20 protein-coding genes are annotated in these 18,167 nt (G+C 52.6%); 5 read left to right on the forward strand and 15 right to left on the reverse strand.

Going from position 1 to position 18,167, the window contains the following annotated elements:
• Nucleotides 1-24: 24 nt before the first annotated feature.
• Complete coding sequence (locus tag ACFQO0_RS16080) at nt 25-477, reverse strand: YybH family protein (RefSeq protein ID WP_382236652.1); 453 nt, start codon at nt 475-477, stop codon at nt 25-27.
• 95 nt (nt 478-572) lie between these two features.
• Between ACFQO0_RS16080 and ACFQO0_RS16085 the strand changes: the two genes are divergently transcribed.
• Nucleotides 573-887 (forward strand): GNAT family N-acetyltransferase, encoded by a 315-nt coding sequence (locus ACFQO0_RS16085; RefSeq protein WP_382236655.1) that lies wholly within the window; start codon nt 573-575, stop codon nt 885-887.
• 73 nt (nt 888-960) lie between these two features.
• Here the strand turns inward: ACFQO0_RS16085 and ACFQO0_RS16090 are convergent, their stop codons facing one another.
• The 7 genes from ACFQO0_RS16090 to ACFQO0_RS16120 form a co-directional block, all read right to left on the reverse strand.
• Complete coding sequence (locus tag ACFQO0_RS16090) at nt 961-2,016, reverse strand: alkene reductase (protein WP_382236658.1); 1,056 nt, start codon at nt 2,014-2,016, stop codon at nt 961-963.
• 33 nt (nt 2,017-2,049) lie between these two features.
• Nucleotides 2,050-3,231 carry an MFS transporter gene (locus ACFQO0_RS16095; protein ID WP_382236660.1) on the reverse strand — a complete coding sequence of 394 codons (1,182 nt, stop codon included), beginning with the start codon at nt 3,229-3,231 and terminating at the stop codon, nt 2,050-2,052.
• 36 nt (nt 3,232-3,267) lie between these two features.
• Nucleotides 3,268-3,564 (reverse strand): ArsR/SmtB family transcription factor, encoded by a 297-nt coding sequence (locus ACFQO0_RS16100; RefSeq protein ID WP_382236663.1) that lies wholly within the window; start codon nt 3,562-3,564, stop codon nt 3,268-3,270.
• An 82-nt stretch (nt 3,565-3,646) separates the two neighbouring features.
• A complete protein-coding gene (locus ACFQO0_RS16105) occupies nt 3,647-3,856 on the reverse strand; it encodes a hypothetical protein (RefSeq protein ID WP_382236666.1) in 210 nt (69 codons plus the stop codon).
• Between the two features lie 120 nt (nt 3,857-3,976).
• Nucleotides 3,977-5,224, reverse strand: coding sequence for an EAL domain-containing response regulator (locus tag ACFQO0_RS16110; protein WP_382236669.1), 1,248 nt, complete (start codon nt 5,222-5,224; stop codon nt 3,977-3,979).
• Between the two features lie 3 nt (nt 5,225-5,227).
• On the reverse strand, nt 5,228-8,572 hold the full coding sequence (locus ACFQO0_RS16115; RefSeq protein ID WP_382236671.1) for a PAS domain S-box protein: 3,345 nt from the start codon (nt 8,570-8,572) through the stop codon (nt 5,228-5,230).
• 436 nt (nt 8,573-9,008) lie between these two features.
• The gene (locus tag ACFQO0_RS16120; protein ID WP_382236674.1) at nt 9,009-9,641 is read right to left on the reverse strand and encodes a 2OG-Fe(II) oxygenase; all 633 of its coding nucleotides are present in this window, start codon (nt 9,639-9,641) and stop codon (nt 9,009-9,011) included.
• A gap of 194 nt (nt 9,642-9,835) precedes the next feature.
• Here ACFQO0_RS16120 and ACFQO0_RS16125 point away from each other — a divergent pair, with 194 nt between their 5' ends.
• The 4 genes from ACFQO0_RS16125 (at nt 9,836) to ACFQO0_RS16140 (ending at nt 13,130) form a co-directional block, all read left to right on the forward strand.
• Nucleotides 9,836-10,252, forward strand: a complete 417-nt coding sequence (locus ACFQO0_RS16125) for a MarR family winged helix-turn-helix transcriptional regulator (protein ID WP_382236677.1) — start codon at nt 9,836-9,838, stop codon at nt 10,250-10,252.
• Between the two features lie 47 nt (nt 10,253-10,299).
• Nucleotides 10,300-10,689 carry a tautomerase family protein gene (locus tag ACFQO0_RS16130; protein WP_382236680.1) on the forward strand — a complete coding sequence of 130 codons (390 nt, stop codon included), beginning with the start codon at nt 10,300-10,302 and terminating at the stop codon, nt 10,687-10,689.
• A 186-nt stretch (nt 10,690-10,875) separates the two neighbouring features.
• Complete coding sequence (locus ACFQO0_RS16135) at nt 10,876-12,510, forward strand: tetratricopeptide repeat protein (protein ID WP_382236683.1); 1,635 nt, start codon at nt 10,876-10,878, stop codon at nt 12,508-12,510.
• Nucleotides 12,507-13,130 carry a sensor histidine kinase gene (locus ACFQO0_RS16140; protein WP_382236686.1) on the forward strand — a complete coding sequence of 208 codons (624 nt, stop codon included), beginning with the start codon at nt 12,507-12,509 and terminating at the stop codon, nt 13,128-13,130. Before ACFQO0_RS16135 ends, ACFQO0_RS16140 begins: the two co-directional genes overlap by 4 nt.
• A 30-nt stretch (nt 13,131-13,160) precedes the next feature.
• Here ACFQO0_RS16140 and ACFQO0_RS16145 read toward each other — a convergent pair whose 3' ends face one another.
• The 7 genes from ACFQO0_RS16145 to fdh3B all read right to left on the reverse strand — a co-directional run bounded on the left by ACFQO0_RS16145 (nt 13,161) and on the right by fdh3B (nt 18,104).
• Nucleotides 13,161-13,832, reverse strand: a complete 672-nt coding sequence (locus ACFQO0_RS16145) for an energy-coupling factor ABC transporter ATP-binding protein (protein WP_382236689.1) — start codon at nt 13,830-13,832, stop codon at nt 13,161-13,163.
• Nucleotides 13,832-14,536 (reverse strand): ABC transporter permease, encoded by a 705-nt coding sequence (locus ACFQO0_RS16150; protein ID WP_382236692.1) that lies wholly within the window; start codon nt 14,534-14,536, stop codon nt 13,832-13,834. Before ACFQO0_RS16150 ends, ACFQO0_RS16145 begins: the two co-directional genes overlap by 1 nt.
• 135 nt (nt 14,537-14,671) lie before the next feature.
• Nucleotides 14,672-15,517 carry a formate dehydrogenase accessory sulfurtransferase FdhD gene (locus ACFQO0_RS16155; RefSeq protein ID WP_382236694.1) on the reverse strand — a complete coding sequence of 282 codons (846 nt, stop codon included), beginning with the start codon at nt 15,515-15,517 and terminating at the stop codon, nt 14,672-14,674.
• A 216-nt stretch (nt 15,518-15,733) separates the two neighbouring features.
• Nucleotides 15,734-16,060: a hypothetical protein gene (locus ACFQO0_RS16160; protein WP_382236696.1), complete on the reverse strand. Its 327-nt coding sequence runs from the start codon at nt 16,058-16,060 to the stop codon at nt 15,734-15,736.
• A 10-nt stretch (nt 16,061-16,070) separates the two neighbouring features.
• Entirely contained in the window at nt 16,071-17,225 is a 1,155-nt protein-coding gene (locus ACFQO0_RS16165; protein WP_382236698.1) for a formate dehydrogenase subunit gamma, read from the reverse strand.
• Nucleotides 17,226-17,247: 22 nt separating this feature from the next.
• Nucleotides 17,248-17,475: a hypothetical protein gene (locus ACFQO0_RS16170; RefSeq protein WP_382236701.1), complete on the reverse strand. Its 228-nt coding sequence runs from the start codon at nt 17,473-17,475 to the stop codon at nt 17,248-17,250.
• Nucleotides 17,472-18,104, reverse strand: a complete 633-nt coding sequence (fdh3B, locus tag ACFQO0_RS16175; RefSeq protein WP_382236704.1) for a formate dehydrogenase FDH3 subunit beta — start codon at nt 18,102-18,104, stop codon at nt 17,472-17,474. The genes ACFQO0_RS16170 and fdh3B overlap by 4 nt, the downstream gene beginning before the upstream one ends.
• Between the last annotated feature and the right edge of the window lie 63 nt (nt 18,105-18,167).

An 18,167-nucleotide genomic window follows, 5' to 3' on the forward strand; every position in this document is an offset into this window, starting at 1 on the left:
GCACGATGAGTTCGCTAGCGCTAATCAGCGCTCCTTCATGCCTGCACGCATGCTGCCGTACGGATCGTCGATGATGTAACGCCACGATCCATCTTCCTGCTTACGCAATACTTCCAGCGTATCCACACTGGTTTGCACCAGTTGCCCGTCGGGCTTGGTGAACGCCAGTTCCGCCTTCATGCGATTTGTCGCCAAGGTGCCATCGCCGCTCAAGGTAGCCTTGATGAAGGCAATCGTGAACTTCGGTTTCAAGGCAATGACGCCGGCATTATTTTCGCGGATTGCCGCCAGTCCTGTCATTACTTCGCCTGACTTTTTGAACAGGACCGCGCTCGGTTCATACAGCGCGACCGAGGTTTCAATATCGCCCGACTCCAGTGCCGCAACCAGCACGCGGCTGCAATCCTCAGGATCGCGCGTCAACTTGCTGAGAGTCGCATTTAAATTTACATTTAAATCCGCATTAAAATTCGACATATTCGCTCTCCAGTTAGATCTGTTGGGTAGAGGTATCATCTCATGACGATGCATATATCTCTACCCAATCGAAAAACCGTTACTTTGGTCAAGACATGAAGCGCGCGACACCACAACAGGACACCATCATCCAGCGTTATGAATGGATAGACGACAGCAACGTCATTGGCTTTGTGGATTATTACGTTTTTGATGAAGTGTGCATGATCATGCACACAGAAGTCTTGCCGACGCTTGCGGGTCGAGGACTGGGTTCGCACCTGGCCGGAAAAGCGCTGGAACATGTATCCGAAATCGGGAAAAGCGTCGTGCCGATTTGCGGGTTCATTGTGCATTATCTGCGCAAGAATTCGCAGCACCATGCCTTGCTTACGCCGGAAAGTCGGCGCATTTTTAATATCGGCACGTAAACAACTTCAAACATATCCTGTCGATACGACTGCACATGATCAACGACCATGTGCAGTCGTTAGTGCTTATCGATCAAGCAAGGGCAGGATAATCGGTGTAACCCTCAGCGGTCGGACTGTAGAAGGTTTCCGGACGCGCAGGGTTAAGCGGTGCATTGTCTTTCAGGCGGCGTGGCAGATCGGGATTGGCGATAAACCATTTGCCGAATGCAACCGCATCCGCTTCGCCACTGGCAATCACCTGCTCGGCCGTTTCCTTTGTCATTTGTTCATTCGCAATATAGACGCCGCCGAATGCTTTTTTCAGCAAGGGACCGATGCGATTATCACCGATTGATTCACGCGAGCAAATGAAAGCAATACCGCGTTTGCCCAATTCAGCTGCGACATAACCAAAGGTCGCGACCGGGTCAGCATCGCTCAAGTCGTGCGAATCACCGCGCGGTGCCAGGTGCACGCCGACGCGCGATGCGCCCCACACATCGATACACGCATCGGTCACTTCCAGCATCAAGCGCGCACGATTTTCTATCGAACCACCATAGATATCGTTACGCAGATTGGTGCTGCTTTGCAGGAACTGATCAAGCAAATAGCCGTTGGCGCCATGCACCTCTACGCTATCAAAACCTGCGAGCTTGGCATTCTCTGCTCCTTTGCGATAGGCAGCAACGATACCGGGAATCTCTGCCAGCTCAAGCGCACGCGGTGTAACGTACTCAACTTGCGGACGCACGATGCTGACATGCCCCTTAGGCCGGATGGCGCTTGGTGCGACCGGCAATTCGCCATTCAAGAACATGGGATGCGAAATGCGGCCGACATGCCACAGTTGCAGCGAGATCAAACCGCCGGCCTTGTGTACTGCATCCGTTACCAACTTCCAGCCCGCGACCTGTTCGTCCGACCAGATGCCCGGCGTATCGGCATAGCCGACGCCTTGGGGTGTCACTGCAGTGGCTTCGCTCAGGATCAGACCGGCTGAAGCGCGCTGCACATAATATTCAGCCATCAGCGCATTCGGCACGCGACCGGCACCGACTGCGCGCGAACGTGTGAGGGGCGCCATGATGACGCGATTAGGTAATTCCAGGTCGCCGATTTTGATAGGAGTAAAAAGTGTAGTCATGTCATGCTTTCTTGAGAATTTGGAAAAAACTGCTTATGCAACTGCAACAACTGGCTCATTCGTAACGCCCGCTGCGCGTTGTACAAAATGCAGCGAGATACGTATTGCCACCACGGCACCCAGTGCAAGCACTGCCGCCGCCAAAGGAACTGCCTGCAGGCCTAACCCTGCACCAATCACTGAACCGCCAACCCATGCACCGAGTGCATTGCCGACGTTGAACGCACCGATGTTCAGCGTCGCCACCAGATTCGGTGCCGCCTTGCCAAAAATCATCACGTTGACTTGCAAGCCAGGCACCGCCGCAAACGACACCAATGCCCACAGGAATAAATTGATTTCAAGCGGGATCAGATGCGGACTGGTCCAGCGCACGATCGCACTGACCATCGCCAACACCAGAAAGATGCCGGTCAAGGCCGCACCGAGACGCCAATCTGCCAGGCGACCGCCGATGTAATTACCGACCGTCAAGCCCAGACCGATCAAGAACAAGCTCCATGTGACGGTGCGGGGCGATACCTGCGTGACGTCTTCCAGCAAGGGAGCAACGTAGGTAAACAGCGCAAATACGGCAGCCGAGAACAACATGGTCGTTGCCAGCGCGGCCCACAAACCGGCATTACGCAACTGTCCTATCTCGGCACGGATATCGGTTTTTTCTTCGTCTTGCCGCACCGGCATCACGCGCCACAAACCAATCAGCGACAAGACCCCGAGCACCGCAACTGCCCAGAATGGCATTTGCCAACCGGCGAATTGTCCGAGCGCGGTACCGAGTGGCACGCCCAATACATTCGCCAGTGTCAGGCCGGTAAACATCAAGGCCACTGCCGATGCCTTGCGATTTTCAGGTACCAGACTTGCCGCCACGACAGAACCGATACCGAAGAAAGCACCGTGGCATAGCGAAGTGATGATGCGTGCCACCATCAGGAAGCCGTAGTCAGTTGCAAGCGCACACAGGATGTTGCCGAGGATGAAAATTCCCATCAATAACAATAAGGCGCGTTTGCGCGGGAAAGATGCCGTCGCGACGGCCATGATGGGGGCGCCGATGGCAACACCCAGCGCATAGCCACTGATCAGCCAGCCGGCGCTGGGTATCGAGACCGACAGGCTACGTGCAACATCTGGCAGCAAGCCCATGATGACAAATTCGGTAGTGCCGATGGCAAAAGCGCTCAGCGCCAGGATGAGTAAGGCTAAAGGCATATGATTTTTCTAGAATATTTTAAAGAGTGCCTGGGATTACAAATCGCTATGGATAGCATCCAGAAAGGCCTGGATCGTGGCTTCATTACGCTTGAAAAATACCCACTGCCCCACACGCCGCGACACCACCAGTTCAGCTGCCTGCAAAGTCGCGAGATGCGCAGAGACAGTCGATTGCGACAAGCCGCTGCGCTTGTCGATCAAGCCGCAGCAAACGCCAAAATCGAGTGGATGCTCTTGCTCGGCAAAATAGACTTCCGGCGTTTTCAGCCAGGCAAGAATCTGCCTGCGCACAGGATTGGCCAAGGCTTTGTGTATGACATCTATATCCATAAAATTTCCTTTTCGACATGTTTCGTTAAAATACGAAACAAATATCGGAATTAATAGAATTTAATATCGCAATTGTACGATATTAAAAAAATGCCTGCTGAGCCTGCTTTTTCAGCTTGAAAATCAAGGCGGGAGAACCTGCAAAGACTGTCAGCGATCGCAAATAAAAGTGTTTACGGATTGTTGGAATAGCAAGCGCCATCGCTATGCTGTCTGGATACGCGCGCATGAAAGTGCGTGGCAACACATCGACAAAGAACGTCGACCAAGGTATGCCCGCGCCGCCATTCATTAGACGCAAACTTGATTCCCGCTCGCGCGGGAATCAAGAGGGGCACGATATAAGCGTTGTGAGATTTAGAGTTTTGAGGTTTAGAGTTGTGATGCAAAAGCGTTCGAAATCTGCTGATTCCTAAAGCCTTTGCGGCCGGTCTTGCCGCGTTTTTACCTGCCCATTCAACAAACCGTTGCGGACGCGCTCATCCCACGATGTCATCCAGTCGTTCACCGCTGCCGCCGGCATAGGACGCGCGATGAAGTAACCTTGCGCCACATCGCAATTGGTGTGGCACAGCAAATCCCAGTCATCCTGATCTTCCACCCCTTCCGCCACCACTACCATTCCCAGCCGTTTGCCGACGCCGAGACTGGCGTCGTAGATCGCGCGTACCGTTTCATCATGCCAAGCACCATGCACGAAACTCTTATCTATCTTGAGCTCATCAAATGAAATATCATGCAGTTGCGTCAGCGAAGAATGGCCGGTGCCGAAGTCATCAATCGATAAGCGAAAGCGTTTAAGCCGCAAGCGCGTCAAGACTTCAAGCGCGACACGCTGATCGTGCATCAGTCGACTTTCCGTTACTTCCAAGACGATGTCCTGCGGCGCTATGCCTATGTCTAGAGCCGCTTGCGCAACCTGGTCGACAAAGTTAAGCGCGGCCAGATTGTCCATCGACACATTAATGGCGATGCTCAGCTTGAGCCCCGCCAACTGCCACTGCTTGATCTGCTGCAAGGCGGTATGCAAGACCACCTGGGTCAACGCATCTATCATGCTGTGCTCTTCTGCCAGGTCTATGAATTGATCCGGGAATACCAGTCCATCGACCGGATGCTGCCAACGCACCAGCGCTTCCAGGCCGACCACTTCGCCTGTCGTGACTGCCACCTTGGGCTGATAATAAATTACTAGTTCGCCATCGGTAATGGCTGAAGCGAGCTCATCTGCAGCGTAGCTGTGGCTTTCTTTCAGGGTGATTGCAGGTGTCTCGCCATAGGTTTCCATCAGCGCAGAAAGCTCGGGCAATGAAACCGGTTTGGCCAAGTGTCCTAAGACATTGATGCCGTGTGCCAGAATCAGTTTTTCAGCCATCTGCAATACGCGTTCGTTTTCTCCACTGACCAAAACCAGACTGCCCCGATAACCATGTTCGGTCAGCTTGCGTACGAACTCTATGCCATCCATCTCAGGCATGTTCAGATCCAGCAAAATCAGATCACGCTCGCTATCAGAGGCGGCCACCCAATCCAGTGCGGCAATTCCGTTATCGCAAACTGTCATCTCCGTAAAACCCAGCCTCGCCAGCATGTGCTGGAGCAACTTGAGCATGAACGGTTCGTCGTCAAGAATCAGGATCCGTATCTTTGATTTATCCATGTTTTAATTCTTTCTATATGGGCGGCGGCGATCCGCCTGCGGCACGTGTTCAATGTCGAGAAATGCGTTGACCGCCGCCAGCTCTTGCTCAAAGGCGGGCAGCAAAGCAAGCAGTGTTTCGCTATTACCTTCCTTGCCGGCAGCTTCCATTTCCGCGCAGCGGGCACCGAGTGCCAGCGCACCAACAGCGAGTGCAGACGATTTGAGTTTGTGAGCATGACCACCGGCCTGTTGTGCATCCTGCGCGACACAAGCCAAGCGCAGCGTATCGGCAATCCTGGCGGCACTCATCTGAAAGTGATGCAGAAAATCATTCAATACCAAAGGATCGTTTCCAACCATGTTTTCAAGCACGCTGATGTCTATCACTTGCGTGGATACAGATGAAAAATTATTGCCTTCTTGCGGAAGCGGGATTGCCGTGGTCACAGGCAACCATTTTTGCAACGCTATTTTCAAATCCTTAAGCTGCAAGGGCTTGCACAGATAGTCATCCATGCCGGCAGCACGACAGCGATCACTTTCACCACTGAGTACATTGGCGGTCAGCGCCAGAACCGGCAGGCGCTGCTTGCCGTCTTCCCATGCGCGAATTGCTGCCGTCAATTCATAACCATCCAGTTCGGGCATATGCAAGTCAGTCAGTAGCAAGGCGTAGTTACAGCGTTGCACCTGCGCCAGCGCGGTGCGACCGTTATCAGCAAGGTCTGCCGCGAAGCCGAGCAAGGCCAGTTGTCGCACGATGACTTTCTGATTACTCTCATTATCTTCAGCCACCAGAATCAGGCGACCGTCTCGCAAGGCCTGCGCACGCGAAGGCGGGTCAAACGCGGCTTGATGGCTGCCGCGCGGCAGTCTGGCGGGTTCTGCACTGGCGCGACCAGCCGCCAGCGCAACGGCTTGCCACAATAGACGACGCGTCAACACATTCCCGTCTATCAAAATCATGTTCTCCTGCCGTGCATAAGGATGGCGACGTGATCCACGCTCTACATACACAAAACTTATGTTCTGCCCCGACATACTGCGCGCGAAAGCGAGCAATTCTTCCTGAGACACGCTGATATCCGCCGCGTCAACGATGCATATTAATAGCGGGGCCTGCGAAGCTTCCATCAGAAATCGCAAAGCGTGCATGTCACTTGCGCGTGCCACATGCGCGCCACCGTGCATTAGATAAGCTGCGATGGTATCCGTCAGGCCGCCATCAGGGCCGACGGTAAAGCATGCAAGGTCTTGTATCTCAGATACGCGAGGTGCAATTTGCGATCCATCCGGCAATTGCGCAAACTCCAGCTGTACACTGAAGGTGGAACCGTTTCCTGCGGCGCTTTTCAGGTTGAACCATCCACCCATCAAATCCACCAGATGACGCGAAATGACCAACCCCAGGCCGGTACCGCCGAAGCGCCTGGTAGTGGACGCATCTGCCTGGCTGAATGCGGTGAACAACAGTCCTCTGGTAACCTCATCTATGCCTATGCCATTGTCAATGACATGAAATTCAATCCGCACTTTCTCTGCGCTGCTTTCGGTCAGCAACACGCACATCTCGACTGTGCCGGGCAAATCGCGGCCGCTGGAAAACTTGACGGCATTACTAACTAGATTCAACAGAACCTGGCGCAATCTCAGAGCATCCCCGAGCACAAGATCAGGGATCGTGGGATCGACAAACAGGGTGAAGGTGACGTCATTTTTGATCGCCAGCTGGTCAAGCATGCCGCATGCTTTTTCAACCACGTCGGCTATTGAGAAAGGTGCCTGTTCTATTTCCAGTCGTCCGGCTTCGATCTTGGAAAAATCCAGCACGTCATCAATGATGGAGAGCAGTGAGAACGCGGATTCGCGTATCAGATCTACCATTTCAAGCTGGTAGTCGTTGAGCTTGGTTTGCTGCAGAACATCCACCATGCCGATCACGCCATTCATGGGAGTGCGCAGTTCATGAGACATGGCGGCCAGAAAAGCGGATTTCATGCGACTGGCATTTTCCAGCTCGATGTTTTTTTCCTGCAGCGTGAGCTCGAAGCGCTTGCGCTCGGTCACATCCCGTGCGGCTGCAAACACGCCTTGTAGCTTGCGATCACGATCATGAAAGGTCGCCGCATTATAGGAAACCACGGTTTCCTCGCCATTCAGCGCACGCACAGTCAGCTCGTAATTGCGCACCTTGTTTTCAGTCAGCACCCGCTTGATTGCAGCATCCGCCTGCGCCGGATCAGTGAAAAAATTCTTGCACGGTGCGCCTATCAGTTCGTCGCGCGTACGTCCGGTGAGCGCGATCATCTGTTCATTCACGTCTGAAATAATGCCTTGGGGATTCGTCATCATCAGCGCATCGATATTCGATTCGATCAGCGAACGCGTATAGAACTGTTGATCACGCAAACGCTGGTCCAGCAAGGTGCGCGCTTCCTCTACCTGCTTGCGCGCTGTATTGTCGGTGCCTATCAGCAAATAGCCGATGATTCCTTCCTGCGCGTCACGCAAGGCAGTGACCGAGACAATTGCGGGAAAGCGGCTGCCGTCCTTGCGGATGTAGGTGAGTTCATAGATATCCTCAATGCCGCGCGAGGCCTTGAACACCAGTGCCTCGAAGCCAGGGGTAATCGAGGTTTCCAGTTCCTGGCTGAGCACATCGGCGCGCGCAATCAATTCCAGCGGATCGGAAATGTCGGCCGGGGTGATCCGATTGACCACATCCAGAGCAACATAGCCGAGCATGCGTTCAGCACCGACGTTGAAAATCTGGATGACACCTTTTTCATCGGTCGCAATGCTGGAAAAATTGGCACTGCTGAAGATCGCATTCTGCAAGGCACCGGCTTTGAGCAAGGCTTCTTCTGCCCGCTTGCGCGCAGTGTTGTCAGTACCTATCAGCAGATAGCCGATGATTTTTTCCTGCGCATCCCGCAGTGCAGTGACGGATACGATTGCCGGAAAACGGCTGCCGTCCTTGCGGATATGGGTCAATTCATAGATGTCTTCAATACCGCGCGAGGCCTTGAACACCAACGCATCAAAGCCTGGCGTGATCGGTGTTTCCAGTTCAAGGCTCAGCGTGCTTGCGCGCGCAATCAATTCCTGCGGATCGGAAATGTCGGCTGGCGTGATCCGATTGACGACGTCCGCTGCGGCATAGCCGAGCATACGCTCTGCACCCACGTTGAAAATCTGGATGACGCCTTTTTCATCGGTTGCAATACTGGAAAAATTGGCGCTGTTGAAAATGGCGTCCTGCAAGGCGCCGGCTTTTAGCAACTTTTCCTGACGATAAAATTCGATAATGCCGTCCGGGCTAGCGCGCTTTTCTGCGGCTGTATCGTTAGCGTCTGTCCCAGGCATACATCCCCACGTCGGATTGAATATCAGTAAACAACTCGACACATTTGTTCGAGCTTACTGCAGTACAGGCTCACGACTTAGCACCTCATCAAGCATTCTGACAAAAGATGGCAAGGAATAAGGGATGAATAAAATTTGAAACAGCGAATTCGCAAGCGAACAATATAACAAGAAATCAAAATCATTTCTGACGTGCAATAGATAATAATCGAACAGCACAAAAACTTTAATATTTTTTCATTCAAATATGCGGTGAAAATCCTGCCGGCGGGGTGCTGCGATCAGCCGCGCAGATTCTTATAAAGAGGATCAACCCCCATCGATAAAAACTGATTAAATATCAGATCTTTCGACTTGCTATCTCGACAGGAAGGCGGGCACTATACGCTGGCAGCTTATACGCCATGGGTGTAAATCGAAGATAAAAATCGGCAGTTCAGGCACGACGCCTGAACCAACCGGCAATCGACAGGCGATCGCGGGTGGCAGGCAATACTTCATGCAGCATCTGCGCAGATAGAAACAAGACCAGACGACTGGCTAAGGGGCCAATATCCTGCGTGTCCAAGCCATCAGGATGCAGGCGCAAAGCACCGCCCTGCTCCGGCAACCAATCCGGATTGAGATAGATCACGACGGAAACGGTACGGCTGTCGTCGTCACGAAAGCGATCTAGGTGTTTAAGATAGGACGCTCCTGGCTTGTAGAAGGCAAAGTGGCTTTCATATTCATCCAGCCCAAGAAACAGCGTGCGATTGAGTGCCACGCGCAAGTTCTCCATGATCTGCAGGTAACGGTCGCATGCCAGCGATTGACCAGGCTTCAGCCATGTTATCTGGTCACCACGAATCGTCGGTCTTACCGCCTGGGCAATGCCACGCCCGACTCCGGCAAGCTTCATTCCACCAGCGTCGTTCAGCAAATGGCATTCTGCAGCCAGTGTGACCGTCAACTCCTCGCTCAAAAAAGAGTTTTGCTGCGACCAGCCATGTTCGGCTAGATCATCTCCAATATTCAAGCGCAAAATTTCACTGAAATATTCTGGATCAAGAGGGATTTCTGTAAGCATCGTTCACTTCTTTTCTGCAAAACGTGCTTGTAGGCTTCAAGCCAGGAATAAGTGCGACGGTCGATTGAGCAAACCGCAGTGGCGCCAGACCAGCGCGCTCACGCATTATGCACCTGCAAATCGCAGCAAAGGAAAATACAGATACCAAATTAATTATAGTTGCATAGCAAACTAAATTATCCTAGAATAACTGCATGTTCGATCACTGCCTCTATTTCAATACGACTGCCCTTGCCCGCGTTCTTGAGCGCGAATGGAGCAAGGCATTCAAGCCTTTCGGCCTGACGCCGTCGCAGGCATTCATGCTGCGCGCAGTATTGAAAAAGCCGGGCTTGCTGCAAAGCGAACTGGCCGGAGAATTGGTTATTTCGCGCTCTACCACGACCCGTACGTTGGATGGACTTCAGCATTTGGGATTGTTGCAACGCCAGGCAACCGGCAATGACGGGCGCGAATCTGCGATTCAACCTACCGCCGCCGGCATAGCGTTGCAGGCACAACTGGATACGGCTAGCGGCGAAGTGACGAAGCGCTTGAAAAAGGAACTGGGTTTGGCTCACTTTGATGAAACCGTCACCAAGGTGAAACAGGTACGCTCAAGCATGACTTGAGTGTTTTTTAATTAAATAGTTGCATAGCAAACTAATTGGAGGTTCACATGCCCATCCTTAACGTTAAAGTAAGTGCTGAAAAGTCTCCGGAATTGGTGAAACAGATATCCGAGCTGTTACTTGACCTGACCGGTCGTATCCTGAAAAAGAAACGCGAGGTAACCGCGATCGCCATTGATTTCATTGAGCGTGATAGCTGGGTCGTGGGTGGCCATCTGCTCAGTGAACAAAACAAGAATAGCTTTTATTTCGACATCAAGATTACCGACGAGACCAACACCAAAGATGAAAAAGCACTCTATATAAAGGAAGCGTTTGCTGGCTTCGAACGCATTCTCGGCAATTTGCACGAAGAGAGTTATATCTACGTGCAGGATGTACGCGCAGCATCCTATGGCTACGGAGGTCACACCCAGGAATATCGTTATCATCATTGAGGCTGGGTCATCTAAGTGCGCGCATATTTCGAGAGAATATGCCATCTTGATTGCGCATGCGATGCCAGCAAAATCAGCTCACATCGCATGCGCCCGTTTTGACAATCGAATAATTTTTTTACAAGTCTGCACGCCTAAAGTGGCACCGGAACGGTATGATGGGAAAACGATAACGTTCCTAAATACATGCCCACTATTCTCAATAGCCGCCTAGCCAAGTTGCGCGCCTTGGTCGTCGATGATTTACAGGCCATGCGGCAAAACATTCGAACCCAGTTAGGACAATTGGGGATCGAACAGGTCGATCAGGCAGCCACGCCAGATGATGCGATCAAGTGCATACGTAACGCCAATTACGATGTGATCGTCTGCGACTACAACCTCAACAAGGAAACCAACGGCCAACAAATGCTCGAATATTTACGTTCGAACAAAATGCTGTCGCCAACCGCAATGTTTTTCATGGTCACGGCTGAAAGCAGTTACGACAGCGTTGCCAGTACGGCCGAATTCCAGCCGGACGCATATATGGTTAAACCTCTGACCGGCGGCCGTATCGCGGATCGCATCGAGCGTTTGCTGGACAAACAGCAGGCACTGAAACCCATTACCGACAGGCTCGATCTTAAGGACCTCAGCGGCGCGATTGCAGAGTGCGACAAAGTCGCACAAAGCGCTCCGAAATGGATAGTCGATGTTCTTAAATTGAAATCATCCGCAGCATTTGATTTGGGTGATAGCGAAGCCGCGCGCAAAGTCTACGATCAAGCATTGGGAATACGTAACGATCTGGTGTGGGCCAGGCTGGGCTTGGCACGCTGCCATCAAGCCAGCGGCAAACTGGACGAAGCAAAGAGCATCGTAGAAAGTGTTCTCGAAAAAAATAATCAATACATCGGCGCCTACGACCTGCTCGCACAAATAGCGGAATCGCAAGGCAGAGACCAGGAAGCGCTGGATGCGTTGAATAAATCGTATGAAGTCATTCCATCGGCACGCCGCAGTCGCCTGGTTGGCGATGCTGCCTATCGCGTTGGTGACCTGGAACAGGCACGCACAGCTTTCACCAAGGCCGTCAGTCACACCCGAGGTTCGCTGACGGCGCAGGCGTCCGATGCATTGTCACTGGCGCAAGTACATGTGGATGCACACGAGCCAACGATGGCGCTGACAGTCTTGAGCACTGCGGCCAGGGACTATCAGGACGACTCCCGTTTTTCGACGCGACAGGCGATTATCGCGGCGCAGGCTTTTTCCTCTCTTGGCGATATGAAATCGGCCAAGGCCGCATTCGAATCTGCGATGGAAGCAGCAGGTGAAGTACGTGCCAATGCCGATTCTCTCGATTTGGCTAAAGCAGCGTTCTGCGTCGGATTGATTGAAGAAGGCGCACGCATCATGACCAAGGCCATCAAGGCCGATCATGAGAATGCACGTCTCGTCGCCTTTGCGCGCAGGGTGTTGAAAGATACCGGCAACGAGGCAATGATTGAAAAGATTGTCGAAGAATCCATCAGCGCCGGCACACTGATCGTCGATGAAGCAACCAGACTGATGCGCGATGGCCAGTTCGATGCTTCACTAGCTAAACTGGAAGAAGCACTGACCGCAACACCAGACAATACCGGCGTGCTGCTGGCAGCCGCCCAATTGCATTTACTATGGATGAGCCAGAAAGGTCTGGATCGTTCGTATGTCGAGCGCGTCAATGGCTATCTGGCACAACTGGATGGCTTGATGCCGAACAGCGAAAGGGTCGCCAAGATGTATCGCTTCCTGCGTGAAACACTGGTTAAAGTCGCTCGTGAGGCGGGCAGATGAATCAACAACTTGCAGCTCTCATCGTGCACGACTTGAAAAATTCCCTGGGCGCACTGGAAGGACAATTATCCGCGTTGACGGCGGAACTCGATCATGAAAAAGCCATGCAGGCACATACGACTTGTATTGCCTTGCGAGAAAAAATGATCGGGTTCTTGACCTTGTACAAAGCATCCGAGCACGGTCTGCTCGCTCATATTGAAGCGGTCTGTCCTGCTGATTTTTTGCGAGCATTAGTTCACAATCACCCTCTAGTCGATAACCGCAGTGACGCGAAAATAAAGATCACGATCAATGACAATGACAATGACATGCCTGCGATCGCCTTCTTCGATGAACATCTGACGGAAATGGCATTGGATGCAGCACTGCAAAATGCGCTGCGCTTTGCAAAATCCGCGATCAGCATCGCATGCGTGAAAATGGATAGTGAGATCGTCTTCACGATTCAAGATGACGGACCGGGATTGGGTGTGACAGAGGAAAAACCGTCAACCGGTTTAGGCATGGCATTGTGTGAGGCCATCGCACGTGCGCATCAAAATGATGATCGCAACGGCAGCACACAATTGCAATCGTTACCGGACGGCGGTGCATTGTTCACATTGCGTCTACCTTAAACACAATCTACATTTTTCGCGCAGACTTGGTTAGTGCGGCAGATTGATCTCTTTCACTTCCAGTGTGCCGTCGCGCAACTTCAAGCGTTGCACGCCGGGCAAGGCAATCAGGTCGCGATCATGGCAAGCCATGATGACACTGCGGCCCTCACCTACCAGGGTCGGGATGAGTGCAATGACCTGTTCGCGTGCGGCACCATCCAGATTGGCAGTTGGCTCATCGAGCAAAAGCAGTTTCGGCTCCAAAACCCGCGCACGCGCCAGTGCTACGCGCTGCTTTTCACCACCAGATAAATATGTGGGAATACTTTTGCGCAAGTGTGCAATGCCGGCCCACGCGATCGCTTCTTCCACCTTTTCAGCGATGATGTTTTTCGGCACACCGCGCACGGTCAAGCCGTAAGCAATATTGTCGGCCACGCTGGTGGAAAACATGACTGGATGCTGATGAACGTAGACAATGGCATCTCGCATGACACGCGGATAGGGCGACAGACTGACGGCCTCGCCAAGAAACTTCACTTCCGCCGTATCGGCAGACTCCAGCCCGGCCAGAATGCGCATCAATGTACTTTTTCCTGAACCATTGGACCCGGTCAGTACATAAGCCTGCGCAACAGCAATCGACAGATTTTCGATATTCAGCAACTGGCGCTGATCAAATTTCTTTTGCAGCTTACGAATTGATAACAATGCGTCCATTACATATTCCTCGCAGGACGTGTGTCGCCCTGCAATAGCATCATGCCGGCATTGATCAGCAAGGCAAACGCGACCAATACAATCCCCAATGCGATCCCCTGGGCGAATTCACCCTTGCTGGTTTCCAGTGCAATCGCGGTCGTGATCGTGCGTGTTTCGCCGGCGATATTCCCGCCTACCATCATCGCGCAACCAACTTCGGAAATCACACGCCCGAAACCGTTGATCACGGCAGCCATCACGCCAAAACGTACTTCATGCAACACCGTCAGCATCACCCGCCATCCGGAAGCACCATGCACGATTGCCGTTTCTGCCAGCCTCGGATCGGCCGCTTGCACTGCCGACAGCGTGAAGGCGATGAGCACAGGTAACACAATCAGGATTTGCCCCAGGATGACGCCGGATTGCGTAAACAACCATTGCAGCGAGCCGAAAGGTCCTTGCCGTGACAACAACAAGTACAGTAGCAGGCCGATCAAGACGGTAGGCAGTGACAAGGCGGCTTGTGCAATCCAGATCACAATACGTCGGCCGGTGAATTCGCGCGTGGCAATGACGTAACCGGTCAGCACCGCTACCGGTGCCGCAATCAGCAAACCGACTATCGATGTCTTTAGAGATATCCAGATAATCCGCCATAGCACCGGATCGCCCGAAAAGAGCAAACCGAAGGCAGCCTGGGTGGCGTCAATTAGTGGCATGAAGAATGAGGGGTGAGTGCGACGAAGATCATCGCGATTTATTATGCTGGCGCAATTTTAACGCACTCTAAATGTGCGTCGGCAGAAGACTTTACTTTGCGCAGTGTTTATGTGCTGAGCGGATTAAAGAGAGCGTCAGGCCACGTTCAGTGGAATGTCCAGCAATTCCGGTTCGTAGACCATGCGCTCCTTGCCGCTTATCAGCAAAAAGTGTTTGCCGGTGCAGCGCGCCAGCAAAGTCATATTGACTTTTTCTGCAACAAAATGACCCATTTGCGTCGTGCCGGAACGCGAAATCAGGAATGGCATACCCATCTGCGCGCCCTTAATCACCATCTCGGATGTCAGTCGGCCCGTTGTGTAAAACACCTTGTCGGCACCGTTGATATTTTCCAGCCACATGATGCCGGCGATCGCATCGACCGCATTGTGACGACCCACGTCTTCAATGAAATACAGCAGTTCGCCGTCGGCTGAAAACAAGCCGCAACCGTGCACGGAGCCGGCTTTTGCATAGACTGAATCCTGGGTACGGATTTTATTGACGATTTTGTATAGTGTCGATTGTTTCAACCTCGCATCCGGTGACAGGATGATCGTATCAACTTCATCCATCAAGCCGCCGAACATCGTGCCCTGACCGCAACCTGTGGTCACCACGCGCTTGGCCGTACGCGCTTCGATATTCGCTATGCCACCCCGCGTCGTTACCGACACTGCATGCTTATCCCAATCCACATGGATAGAAATGATTTCTTCTATCGCTTGCACCAAACGCTGATTGCGTAGATAGCCGAGGGTAAGCGCTTCCGGTGCGGCACCCAGGGTCATCAACGTTACCAGTTCACGATTATCGACATAGACCGTCAATGGACGCTCGGCAGGAATCGCAATCGTCGACACCTGCGTGCTTTCATTGACGGCATTGACGTCATACGTCAGTTTTACAGGCGTGCTGGTGAATTCTGGGCGATACGACATGGCAACTCATTTTGGACAAGGCAAACAGCCCTGTTCATGATCGGATTCATGTTTTTACATGATGCGGGGCGCGCGAGCAGACGCGAATATCACAAGACATCGCATTTCCTGTCGGCACAGCAGGGATTATAACGGCAAGAGGCGCGCAGGGTTCATCACCCTGGCGGCAATCCACCTTCGGAGGGTAGATTGCCAGTAATGCTTAGTGGAGACCGGCTATTTTTTTGCGCCGGCGGCAGGCACTGGTTTTGAATCTGCCACACCGACCGTACTCGTAGCAACCTGCAGGGCCACATAGGGACCGGGATTGGTACAAGCTGGAACTTCAACAGCAAGCTTCGGCTTACTTTTTTGTTTCAGATAGGTTGCAGCAACCTTATCCTGAGCCAGGCATAACTGGTAAGCAGCGACCTTGTCGCTCCAGGCTGTCTTGTTCTTGGCTTCATCAGCTTTGGCTTTTGCTTCATCGCTCAAGGGTGGCAGTTTTGCGGAAGCCACACCCATGACCATCAAGCCCATCAATGTAATCAGTAACTTGTTCATGTATGTCTCCTTAGACAGCCTTGGCCGGGATGCCGAGTTTATCTGCACTCTTTTCACTGCGGATGCGTGGCACTTTTCCGCTTTCAATATCCTGGTACCAGATATCGTGATGCTCCTTGGCCCACGCATCGTCGACATAACCAGTCGACATTGCCTCATAAGCGCCTTCCATCCCCAGCGTACCGATGTAGATATGGGCCAGCGATGCGCTGAATACCAGTACAGCACCCACCAGATGAATGATGTTGGCAATCTGCATATTGCCGCGTGTATAAAGAATGCCAGGTACCAGCATGTCGAGTACGAAACCGGACGCACTGACGATCAAGCCCAGAAAGACCAGACCGCCCCAGAACCACAATTTTTCCCCCGCATTGAAACGTCCCGCGCTGGCATGGCCACGCGCCCCACCCAGATTTTTCAGCCATTGCCAGTCAGATTTGGCCGGGAAGTTATCCTTGACGAAAATAGCGAACATGACGATCAGTGCCACGGTAAACACCGGGCCGACAAAATTGTGCACGTTCTTGCATGCATACGCGAGCCAACCGAAAGCGGTATGTCCGAACACCGGCAAGACAACATACTTACCGAACAACATAATCAGGCCAGTCAATGCCAAAGTCAGGAAACTGATGGCAACCGTCCAGTGCGACAGGCGTTCGAATGAGGTGAAGCGTTCGATCAAACGCCCGGTCCGGCCGCTTTTCAATTTGATGGTGCCGACTGCAAAATAAAATGCTGCAATTCCCACTACTGCAACGATGATCAACCAGCCACCGTAGGTTGTCAGAGGGCCATTGCGGTATTGACGCCACGCTTCACCCGCCGTGGTCGCACGTGCCTGGCCGGGAAATTGAGCTTTAGGCTGGATCAATACACCGGATTCCAGTGCTGGCAGGCTGGAATAATGCTCCCCGCCCTCTTTGATTTGGCGGTAAACCGGCGCCATGTTGCCAGGTTGAACCTGCGTACGTTCAGCCTGATTTTGTTTCATGTACAGAATATCGTCGGATTGAATATTCGACATATTCTGCACAGTCGGCGGTGCTGTTGCTTCCGTTTTACTGGTGACGACAGGCTCATTCGACTGGGCCAGCGCAACGCCATGTGCCGCAACAACAAGCGACAAGCCCATGGCGAGTTTGGCGAACCATGTATTCATGATTATTCTCCTCGCGAATGCGTCAATTGGTTTTCACGTACTCGTTCTGAAATTGAGCACGGCTACGCATTTGCGTATCCCATTCGGTCTTGTTCCCGGCGGTCCACCCTTTGATGACATAGGGATCATTCGATGCACCTTTATAAGGAGGTACATCGCCTGACACACGTGCGTCGGCTTGCGACTGGCTTTTCTCGCTGCAACCGAACATCGCGATGGCCGCCAATGAGATCAACAGTGTGCGCATCATGATTTTTTCTCCACTGGTGGTGCTTTCGCTTCGGGATTATGCGACTTGCCATAAGCCGTACCCCAACCCCACACCTCACTGCCCTTGCCACGACGCAGAACACGAGCGCGGAAGATATCGGCAATCACATCGCCATCGCCGCCCAGCAAAGCCTTGGTCGAACACATTTCTGCACAGGCCGGCAACTTGCCTTCAGCCAAGCGATTGCGACCGTATTTTTCAAACTCTGCTTTCGAGCCATTCTCTTCGGGACCACCCGCGCAGAATGTGCATTTATCCATTTTTCCACGCAAGCCAAACGTCCCGTTGGAAGGAAATTGTGGTGCGCCGAACGGACAGGCATAAGAACAATAACCGCACCCTATGCAGATATCCTTGTCATGCAGCACCACACCTTCGTCAGTGCGATAGAAGCAATCGACCGGGCAGACTGCCATGCATGGTGCATCGGAACAATGCATGCAGGCGACCGAGATCGATTTTTCCTGCCCTACTAGGCCATCATTAATCGTGACCACGCGGCGGCGATTCACGCCCCACGGCACTTCGTGCTCATTCTTGCAGGCGGTCACGCAACCATTGCATTCGATACAGCGCTCTGCATCGCAGATGAATTTCATTCGTGCCATTTTGATGTCTCCTTAGCTGTTTTATCCACGTTCAACGCTTTGCTTTTCGTTATCGCGCAGATA

It is taken from the genome of Herminiimonas aquatilis (assembly GCF_042665175.1).
Taxonomy (GTDB): domain Bacteria; phylum Pseudomonadota; class Gammaproteobacteria; order Burkholderiales; family Burkholderiaceae_D; genus Oxalicibacterium; species Oxalicibacterium aquatilis.